Source organism: Sulfitobacter sp. HI0129 (genome assembly GCF_001635395.1).
In the GTDB taxonomy this organism is placed as follows: Bacteria; Pseudomonadota; Alphaproteobacteria; order Rhodobacterales; family Rhodobacteraceae; genus Sulfitobacter.
The window spans coordinates 1-8,491 of record NZ_LWGH01000344.1 but is presented as its reverse complement, the minus strand read 5'-3'; the positions used below and the strand labels follow the sequence as shown (position 1 = coordinate 8,491).

The 8,491-nt window shown below is 56.4% G+C and carries 9 protein-coding genes and 1 pseudogene; all 10 read left to right on the top strand.

Annotation, left to right across the window (positions count from 1 at the left end; genetic code table 11):
- A pseudogene (locus tag A3764_RS08740) lies at positions 1-469 on the top strand (IS3 family transposase); the annotation flags it as partial.
- Positions 459-1,082, top strand: coding sequence for a plasmid partitioning protein RepB C-terminal domain-containing protein (locus A3764_RS08735; RefSeq protein WP_067921099.1), 624 nt, complete (start codon positions 459-461; stop codon positions 1,080-1,082). The pseudogene A3764_RS08740 and the gene A3764_RS08735, both read left to right, overlap by 11 nt.
- A gap of 20 nt (positions 1,083-1,102) precedes the next feature.
- A complete protein-coding gene (locus A3764_RS08730) occupies positions 1,103-2,137 on the top strand; it encodes a plasmid partitioning protein RepB C-terminal domain-containing protein (protein ID WP_082851082.1) in 1,035 nt (344 codons plus the stop codon).
- Between the two features lie 208 nt (positions 2,138-2,345).
- Positions 2,346-2,744 (top strand): MarR family EPS-associated transcriptional regulator, encoded by a 399-nt coding sequence (locus tag A3764_RS08725; RefSeq protein ID WP_236628143.1) that lies wholly within the window; start codon positions 2,346-2,348, stop codon positions 2,742-2,744.
- A 7-nt stretch (positions 2,745-2,751) separates the two neighbouring features.
- The gene (locus A3764_RS08720; RefSeq protein ID WP_067921095.1) at positions 2,752-3,462 is read left to right on the top strand and encodes a methyltransferase; all 711 of its coding nucleotides are present in this window, start codon (positions 2,752-2,754) and stop codon (positions 3,460-3,462) included.
- Positions 3,463-3,473: 11 nt separating this feature from the next.
- Positions 3,474-4,862, top strand: a complete 1,389-nt coding sequence (locus A3764_RS08715; protein ID WP_236628144.1) for a lipopolysaccharide biosynthesis protein — start codon at positions 3,474-3,476, stop codon at positions 4,860-4,862.
- On the top strand, positions 4,859-6,040 hold the full coding sequence (locus tag A3764_RS08710) for a hypothetical protein (RefSeq protein ID WP_067921091.1): 1,182 nt from the start codon (positions 4,859-4,861) through the stop codon (positions 6,038-6,040). Before A3764_RS08715 ends, A3764_RS08710 begins: the two co-directional genes overlap by 4 nt.
- Positions 6,041-6,044: 4 nt before the next feature.
- On the top strand, positions 6,045-6,608 hold the full coding sequence (locus tag A3764_RS08705; RefSeq protein WP_067921089.1) for an acyltransferase: 564 nt from the start codon (positions 6,045-6,047) through the stop codon (positions 6,606-6,608).
- A complete protein-coding gene (locus A3764_RS08700) occupies positions 6,605-7,417 on the top strand; it encodes a hypothetical protein (RefSeq protein ID WP_067921087.1) in 813 nt (270 codons plus the stop codon). Before A3764_RS08705 ends, A3764_RS08700 begins: the two co-directional genes overlap by 4 nt.
- Positions 7,414-8,457 (top strand): hypothetical protein, encoded by a 1,044-nt coding sequence (locus A3764_RS08695; protein WP_067921085.1) that lies wholly within the window; start codon positions 7,414-7,416, stop codon positions 8,455-8,457. The genes A3764_RS08700 and A3764_RS08695 overlap by 4 nt, the downstream gene beginning before the upstream one ends.
- The last annotated feature ends 34 nt before the right edge of the window (positions 8,458-8,491 follow it).

Genomic DNA, 8,491 nt, shown 5'->3' with positions numbered 1-8,491 from the left:
TCGTTCTCGACCTCTTCTCGCGGCGCGTCGTCGGCTGGGCCACGAGTGACCGCCTGAAGCGCGATCTTGCGGTCGAAGCTCTGCGGCGTGCCTTGGTGGCTCGCAACCCTGCGACGGGGCTGGTCCATCATTCCGACCGCGGGTCGCAATACTGCTCTGTCGACTATCAGGCACTGCTCCGAAAACGAGGCCTTCTTATCTCAATGAGCGGGCGCGGGAACTGCTATGACAACGCGATGGTCGAGACGTTCTTCAAGACCATCAAGTCGGAGCTGATCTGGCCGGTCGCGTGGCAGACACGCGCTCAGGCCGAAAACGCTGTCGCCAGATACATCAACGGGTTCTATAACCCCGTCAGGCGCCATTCGTCGCTCGGCTTCCAGAGCCCCATCGCCTTCGAGCGAAAGGCACGGGAAGTGAGCTAAACGCTCTCCACAAAAGCCGGGCAAGTCCACAATGTGACCGATGAAGACGCCTTCATCATGTCATTGGCTGAAAACATTGCCCGGCGCGGTCATCGCCCGCTAGAGATCTTGGCCGACATCGAGCTTTTGCTGGCGCGGGACTACACTATCGACGACATCATCACGCGGACGGGCCTGTCGGAGAAATACGTCCGGGACATCGTCTTCCTACTGGAAAAGGGAGAGGAGCGTCTGATCGAGGCGGTGCAAAACAGCACCATCCCGTGGACAACAGCCCTCGAGACCGCCCGCGCCAAGCATGATGACGAAAACCTCGGTGATATGCTGGAAGAGGCCTACAAGACTGGCCAGCTGAAAGGGCATCAGATCACGGACGCCAAGCGGCTCATTGAAAAGCGCCGCGAAAAGGGTCCAAAGACCGGCGGCGACCGTCCCAAGCTGCCGAACTCAGCGCATTCCCTAGTCAAGACTTATCAGCGCGAGGTCGCCCGCCAGCACAAGCTGATGCTGAAAACCGACCATGCGCACCAGCAGCTGCTCTTGGTGGTCCAAGGTCTGAAACGCCTCTTTGCCGATGAGCACTTCGTGACGCTCCTGCGCGCCGAAGGCCTCGACAGCCTGCCGAAATACCTCGCCGACCGCATTGAAACCGCCTGAACCCCGAAAAGGAAAACATCATGAATGACCTCAGTACCGTGAAGCCGCTTTACCCCGGGGCATTTCCCCAGCACGACACCGACGACAATGACGTGCCCTATCCCAAGGCCCCGTTGAACCTGACCCTCGGGTTTGATCTCGAGACCTTCCAGATCCCTCTCGAAGAGCTGATGCCCTCGAAAAAGGTCCCGGACGGCGTAATGACGACGCGCAAGTTCAAGCAGATCGTGTCCTCGATCCGGGAAATCGGCTTGATCGAGCCGCTGTCTGTGATCAAGCCAGACCCGAGTGCGGATAGGTTTTTGCTGCTGGATGGCAATTTGCGGGTGCTGGCGCTGAAGGAGCTGGGCCAGGACACGGCGCCCTGCCTGATCGCCAAGGATTTTGAGACCTATACCTACAACCACCGGATCAATCGGCTCTCGACGGTTCAAGAGCATTATATGCTGCGTCGTGCAATCGACAAAGGGGTCAGCAAGGAACGCCTCGCGCGGGCGTTCAACGTCAACCTCTCGACCACTAACAGCCGGATCAACCTGCTGCATGGGATCTGTCCTAAAGCGGTGGAACTGCTGCAAGATCACCAGTTCACCCCCGATGTGACCCGGCATCTGCGCAAGATGAAGGCCGCCCGACAGATCGAGGCGGTGGGCCTGATGATCGCGGCAAACACGATTACAGCGGCGCACGCGGACGCCCTCCTGAAGGCTACGCCGCCAGAACAGCGCACCGACTACAAGGCGCCGCAGCCGGAACAGCCCAACGGCGACCCGTTGGAACAAATCGTCAAGCTCGAGCGTGAGATGAGCCAGGTGCAGGAAAAATACAAGCATGCCGAAGAAAACTACGGGTCCGAACTGCTGAACCTGGTGGTTGCCAAAAGCTACCTGAAAAAGCTGATGGAAAACGACGCTGTCCGAGACTACATCGCGCGCCACGACCCCGAAATCCAAGAACAGTTCGAACTGGTGCTCAATACGATCAGCATGGAAGAGGCCGTCGAGCAGGCCGAACGCGCTGACGGTGACAATGCCACTTCGCCATACACACCGTAGGAGTAGCAAGGCGATTATAGCAACGTTCTCGCGCACCATGTCGTGCATGCTGACGTCAAGACAATGTGCGCCAGCTGGGCGCACGACACGCTCAAAGATTTTGACATTGGGGCTTTTCGCAGACCCAGAAAGCTACTATTCGCTCAAGAATGAGCGGAATGTTTGATTCCAACCGAATCACATCACCAAGGTGCCATGGGCAGTCCTTGTGCGGCAGCCATTCACCAACCTGACAATGGCTGGCCAAAAAAACAACCCTCAAGATGATGTACGCTTCCGCGTTTTGCGCTTGCTTGAGCAGAACCCAGAAATGTCTCAACGTGATTTGGCGCAGGCCGTCGGAATCAGCACCGGAAGCGTTCATTACGTGCTGAAAGCGCTCGTCGACAAAGGTCTGGTCAAGCTGGGTAATTTCACCGCCAGCGAAGACAAAAGGCGTTACGCCTACGTGCTCACGCCGAAAGGGATTTCCGAAAAAGCTGCTCTGACACGGCGCTTTCTGATCCGAAAGATGACCGAATACGAGATGCTGAAGACGGAAATTGAAGAGGTCGGTAGAGATATTTCTGACAGGGAGTTGGCGGAATTGAAGAATTCCGACCGGTGATGGACAAATGAAGAAAATAGAGAAGTATTTATGGCACGCATATCGGGTATCTTTGCGTCCGATCCTGCCAGCCACCTCACCGGTACTCTATCATCAGATTCCTGTCGGGATTGACCGAAAGTCACTAGATAGCTTCTTCCCCACCTACAAGCAGAACTACATCGACATTCCACTCTACGAGGATGCTCTAGTCCGCGCGATCAAAACGAACGTGAGACCGGGTGACCACGTGACGGTAATCGGAGGTGGATACGGCGTAACACTGGCTTTCGCGGCCATGGCGGCAAATCCCCGAGGTCAAGTAACTTGCTTTGAGGCGAGCGCGTCGGCGATTGGCTTTTGCCGGAAAACGCTCAGGCGCAATGGGGTCGAAGAACAAGTCACCTTCGAACACGCTATTGTCAGCAACAGCTATAATCTCTACGGAAAGGGCCATGCTGAAACCGTTGTCGATCCCGCGGACCTGATCGACTGCGACGTTCTCGAACTCGATTGCGAAGGAGCGGAGTTGAATATCCTACGCGGCCTCAGGATCCGTCCACGCGCTATCCTCGTGGAAACCCACGGCGTTTACGGCTCATCGACCGCTGAAGTCTCAGACTTGCTGACACAAATGGGCTATTCGGTGACCGATCTCGGTCCGGCTGAGCCACGTATCCTCGAAAAGTGCGCGGAATGGGATCTCAATGTCTTGTCGGCTACACTTCCGGCTAGCTGAAACCGTTGAACGTGCATTTCCGTTCTCTACATTCGCGCATTTTGTCCGCCTTCGGATCAACCGTAGCGACCGACAGCCGCACGAAAAATTACCTACAACAGGTCAAGCTGTCGCTCGTGATGCGGGTGCTGACAGTCGCCGCCTCTTTCGCGACGACTGCGATACTCTTGCGTGCGATGTCTCTTGACCAATACGGGATCTGGGCGCTGCTAATCACCGTTCAAACGTGGATCAACCTCTTCGACCTCGGCATCGGCAACGGGCTGCGCACGCGGGTTGCGGAAAGTCTCGCCAATGGGCGGATCAAAGAGGCTGCGAGCAATATCTCGATGGCATATGCGGTGTTCACACTGATATTCATTCTGCTGATGGTGGCGCTCATTCCGACCGTCATCGTCGTGGATTGGCAGTCATTCCTGAATGTGTCTACTATTGGCTCGAGCGAATTACGCGGTGCGGTCGGCGCGACCGCACTGCTGACGAGCCTGATCCTCGTCACCAACCTAATCAACCCGGTTGCCGCAGCGGTTCAGCGCAATTCCTACACCGCCGTCGCGATTTTCATACACGCAGCAATTTTCCTGGTGCTTGCGGTCCTGATACTCGTCACGGGCTGGGGCTCGGTGCTTACTTTCCTCGTTCTGCGAGGTACACTGAACGTCGTTGTCAACCTCGGGTTCACCATCTGGTTCTATTCGCAGCGTCGCGAAATTAAGCCCTACGTCACAACAGACTTGCGCGGTTCGCGGGGCCTAATATCGCTTGGTTTCGGCTTTTTCATAGTCCAGATCGCAATGCTGGTACTGTTCTCAACCGACCAGTTTCTTATCGTCAAGCTTCTCGGCCCAGAGCAGGTCCCACAATACGATGTCGTCTACAAGCTGTTCAGCCTCTTTGTCACCGTTCACCTAATGGTCGCTGGGCCTCTATGGTCCGCTTACACGGAAGCTTATCAAAAGCAAGAATTCAACTGGGTCCGCCGCACGATCCGTGGCCAGCATAAGTTTTTGTTCCTCTTGGCAGTGGCAAGCGTAGCCTTGGTTCCTGTGGCAAGGCCGATCATTGCGGTATGGACCGGCGACACAGTGGAGCCTGCCAGCGGATTGGCCGGGCTGATGTGCCTATTCGTGGTGCTGACGATGTGGAATAACACCTTTGGCGCGTTTCTGAACGGGATCGGGCACCTACGGCCGCAGATTGTCGCTGCCACGATCGGGGCTTTTCTAAATATCCCTTTGTCGATTTTCTTCGTGAGCACGCTTTCGTTCGGAATTAGCGGTATCGTTCTTGCAACAATCCTCTCCATTGCCTTGCAATCGGTGATCCTGCCCTGGGCAGTCTTCAGAATCCTGCGTCAACGGCACGAGCCGCAGCGGATTGGGTCGCAGGACTGGGCATGAACCGAAACGCCAACCAAGCTCGCTTGATAGCCTACCTAGAAAACGCGCCGGCCGATACGGGTACTGCCGCGCGCGGTCTCAGCAAGGCGATCATTCCACTCATACGCAGCATCGATGGTCGGGTCGTCACGTATTACGTGAACCAGAGCCATTCCCGAATTTCCGCTCGCGACATGCCCGCTTTTGTCCGTGAAAAGCTGGAAGAGGCTCCTCCATCGAACGCTGTCTCTCGAAATGCATGGAAACTGGCAACCATAATGCCGATGTCTGTTGGGCTGCCAATCGTGTCCCGATTTGGCCCTAGCCGTCCTTCTTCGAGGCGCTCCGATGAGGCCTCCATTCTCTGGGCGCCAATCGGCGTCGACGCCGGAGCGCTAGTCCGCGCATGGGCGCTGGCGCAGCGGTCGGGCCTAGAGCTGCATCTGTATTTCGTTGATGACGTCGAAACCCACCCGTCAAACGCCGGAACAGCCCAGCTCAATGCTCTCGTTGCCCGAATCCTGCGCGATGCGGACCGTGTTTATACCATTACCGCCGAGCTCGGCGCCCTATTTTCCGAAAGATACGGTGTAAAGACACGTGCCCTGCCGTTGATCCCGGAGCCGACCGAAAGCACGCCGGCGGTTGTAGATGTCCCATTCTTCGCGGCCTATCTCGGTAGTATAAACCACCTGTATGAGGACGGGCTCCGCGAGCTCGTCGCCGCAACACGGACGTTGCGCGATAAGACCGGACAAGACCTCCGTCTGCGGTTCTTTTCGGACGAAGCGCAAGTGAGCAAGATCTGCGACGGCGCTATCCCGCCATGGATCACCCCGGGCCCCGAGAACGACGACGCCGTCATCCACCGCGAGCTTGCAGCGGCGACGCTGTGCTTTCTTCCTAATTCCTTTGACGAGGGTGCACGAACGATGGTGAGCACCTCATTCCCGTCCAAGCTGCTCGATTACCTTGTCAGCGCGCGCGCAATCGTGGTGTTCGCCCCTGAATATGCAATCGCCAGAAAGGTTTTTTCCACCGAAGGCATTCAGCATGTCGCAACAAACGCCGCCGAACTGCTCGACACGCTAGCCGCCTTGTCCGCGCTTAAGCAAGATGTCGGGGGCACCTATGTTTCGCTCGTAACCCGGCACTTCAGCGGCGACACAGTCCAACGTGCCCTGGATGCACCCTGGTAGAGACATGCCCTATCCTGGATCCAGTTTCACCCGCGACCTTATCGACATGGTCAAAAGCCCGATCGTCAGCGTCCTGTTCGCCCTACACCAACTGGTTCCCGGCAATTCGTCCAATCATATCAGGAACCGGATTAAACGGTGGCTGCTCGCTCGGCTGTCGATCGAGATCGGCGCAGGTTCGCAGATTTCGCCGGGCTTTTTTGTCTTTCGGCGCGGCAATTTCCGCTGTGGAACTGACTGCAGGCTTGGGTACGGATTCAGTGTCTGGAACCACGCCCCGTTTACCTGTGGTGAGAACCTCCTCGCGTCACACGGGATCAGAGTTATTTGCGGCACCCACAAGACCGATCTGGACCGAACCGATGTCTCCGGGCCGGTCAACCTCGGCGACAACGTATGGATCGGCGCCAACGTGCTGATTGTTGGCCCCTGCACGATCGGCGACAACGTCATTGTCGGCGCCAACTCTTATGTGACCGGAGTCATCGCTTCGGGCACCATCATCGGCGGCAGCCCAGCGCGCGAACTGCATCGCAAGCCCAGCGCCAAAGTTGAAAGTCAAGCATGAAGAGCCGATTCCTAACCTACGCCTCTAATGGCTTTGAGCACAACGCGCAGTTTTTGGCCGAAAGTGCAGCGAAGGTCGGATTCGACGTTGTCCACAGCCTTGGCCCGGATGCAATTGCTGGCACCAACTTTGCGCAGCTCAACGGGGACATCCTCCGCGCGAAACGCGGCGGGGGCTATTGGCTCTGGAAACCATACCTCATTCGAAGATATGTGGACCGGCTAGCGGACGGCGAAGTCCTGTTCTACTGCGATGCTGGGCGAAACAATTACTATCGCTTCTCACGCTTTCCCGGCCACCTTGCCGATAGGGCGTTGCAGTCAGTCCAGGGTTTCATTCCCGGCGTGGCAATCGGCCATCTTGGTTCGATCGGGAAGTGGACCAAGCGTGATTGCCTGCAAATAATGGGCGCTGATACAGCGTCTATCTACGAAAAGCCGATGGTTCAGGCGACATGGAGCGTCTGGACCAAGAGCGGCGCCACGGTCGAGTTTCTAGAGGCTTGGCTGCGCTACAGCCAAGACCCGCGTTGCATTACTGATCAGCCAAACACGCTCGGAAAAGAGAATCTGCCTGGATTTGTCGATCACCGGCACGATCAATCAATTTGCTCCATCCTCGCCTACCAGCTGTCCGCCCCTTTTATCGATCCCTCGGGCACCGTCGCGCAGAAGCTTCTCAGGTTGCGCCCCGGATCTGCGGTTGCGAACCTCTTCTACAAGCGGCCCGAGAACGTTGACGATATGTTACAAAGAGACAGCCCTTGGCTGCCGGTCCAGGAATTCTTGAGCCTGAGGAAACAGCAATGACTGCCGTATCGCGTGCAGATACTCAGACCCCGCGCATTGGTAGCCTGCGTCTTGTGTACATGCGCAGCAATGGTGGCCATCGGCAGGAATACCAAGATCTGTTCGCGTCGCTGTTCGGCCTTTCACCCTCGACCGGTCGGATCGGGCTCACCAAACTGCGCAGCCTCGTCGGGGCGCGCAAACTTCTGTTTGGGACGATTGACGACGATATTGTCAGCTTCTTTCTGGTCGCGCTGCTACGAGCACTCTTATTTCGCCGAACTGTGGGCCTGTTCCTACGGCCACATGCCTGCCTACAATCACAGGCGCTGAGCGCCAAGGCGAAAAGGATCGCATTCTCATTTATGCGGCGGGTAAACCCAGTTTCCGTTTTTGCTATCATTCCATTTTCAATTGCACCCGAGTATGCAACAGTGACCGATGACGGGCTGGTCGACCCGCAGTTGTGGGATATGACTGATGCCTCTAAAGGGGAGATCGATGCAGAATTCTCTGAACGGATCGCGGCGGAAGCCAGATGTCGGCGTGTACTGGCCTTTGTCGGAACTGCTGCTGAAATAAAAGGGATCGGCCTCTTACGAGACATGATGGCAGATCCCAATTGGCCGAGCGAAAAAATCCTAGTCGTTGTTGCGGGCCGCTTTCCGGATGAAAATGGGGTATCGGTTGAAGAGCTCCAAGGGTTGGGTGCGCTTGTTCTGCCACGTTTCATTTCCGATTCCGAATTGCGCACTCTTTATGCTAAATCTGAATTCATTTGGACGTGCTATCAGCCTAATTACGACCAGGCTTCAGGTGTGTTTGGTCGAGCGGTCCAATCCGGTCGGATTCCGGTCGTTCGCTCCCAATCCCTCATAGCGCATTTCGCAAGCCAGATCGGGACTCCAACCGTCGAACTCGATTGGACTGCGAAGCCGCATGACAACGCTTCCCTATTGGTCGGGTATAACGCTCTTCAGACCGAGGGTCTGGCGCTCGATCAAGAAATCATGGGCTGGAAGAAGGATTTCATCTCCAAAATAGAACGAGCTTTGGGATGAAAAGACTGAGCTTTAGACACCTACTTATGTTCGT